Here is a 939-nt window from a genome sequence, read left to right on the forward strand (position 1 = left end):
GCCGGCTTGACCTCAGTCACAATCAACTGACAACCTTGCCTGATGCGATTAAACAACTCACCAACCTCAGCCGGCTTGACCTCAGTCACAATCAACTGACAACCTTGCCTGATGCGATTAAACAACTCACCAACCTCAGCCGGCTTGACCTCAGTCACAATCAACTGACAACCTTGCCTGATGCGATTAAACAACTATCTAAACTCAAAAAACTAGACTTGTGTGGGAATCAGCTAAATATTCCAGAAGAAATTTTAGGTAGCAGTTGGGATAATTTGGGTGAACCTGACAAAATTCTGAGCTACTATTTTTCTCTGCAAAGTGAAAAAAAACAACCCCTCAATGAAGCTAAAGTATTGCTGGTAGGTCAAGGAACTGTGGGTAAAACTTCCCTGGTGAAAAGACTGATTGAAAAAAAGTTCGATCCAAACGAAAGTAAAACCGAAGGCATCAATATTCAAAATTGGCAACTTAAAGTTAATAACCAAGATATCCGACTGAATATATGGGACTTTGGCGGTCAAGAAATCATGCACGCTACCCACCAATTTTTTCTCACTAAACGCAGTCTCTATCTATTAGTTATTAATGCTCGTGAAGACGAACAACAAAACAGACTAGAATATTGGCTGAAAATTATCCAAAGCTTTGGCAGTGATTCTCCTATTATCCTAGTTGGAAATAAAACTGATGAACACCCCCTGGATCTTGACCAGCGTGGACTGCGTCAAAAATACACTAATATTAAAGAAATAGTTCCTATTTCCTGTAAAACAGGGGAAGGTTTACAACAATTATTATCAGTTATTGAAACAGGGTAAGAGCATCTCAATCAGGCTTGACATAAGGGCTTATCGGAATCTAATGTAGAGTCAATGAAACAAGAACTGAGAACTTGAATCATGTAATCGTTATCCATAGCAGTGCGTTTCATTTTTT

General features: G+C 39.1%; 1 protein-coding gene. It reads left to right on the forward strand.

Annotated elements, in window-relative coordinates; translation table 11 throughout:
• On the forward strand, positions 1-821 hold an 821-nt coding region (locus FFR48_RS28085; protein WP_137669597.1), incomplete at its 5' end, for a GTP-binding protein.
• Positions 822-939: the final 118 nt, after the last annotated feature.

The organism is Sphaerospermopsis reniformis (assembly GCF_005402885.1).
GTDB lineage: Bacteria > Cyanobacteriota > Cyanobacteriia > Cyanobacteriales > Nostocaceae > Sphaerospermopsis > Sphaerospermopsis kisseleviana.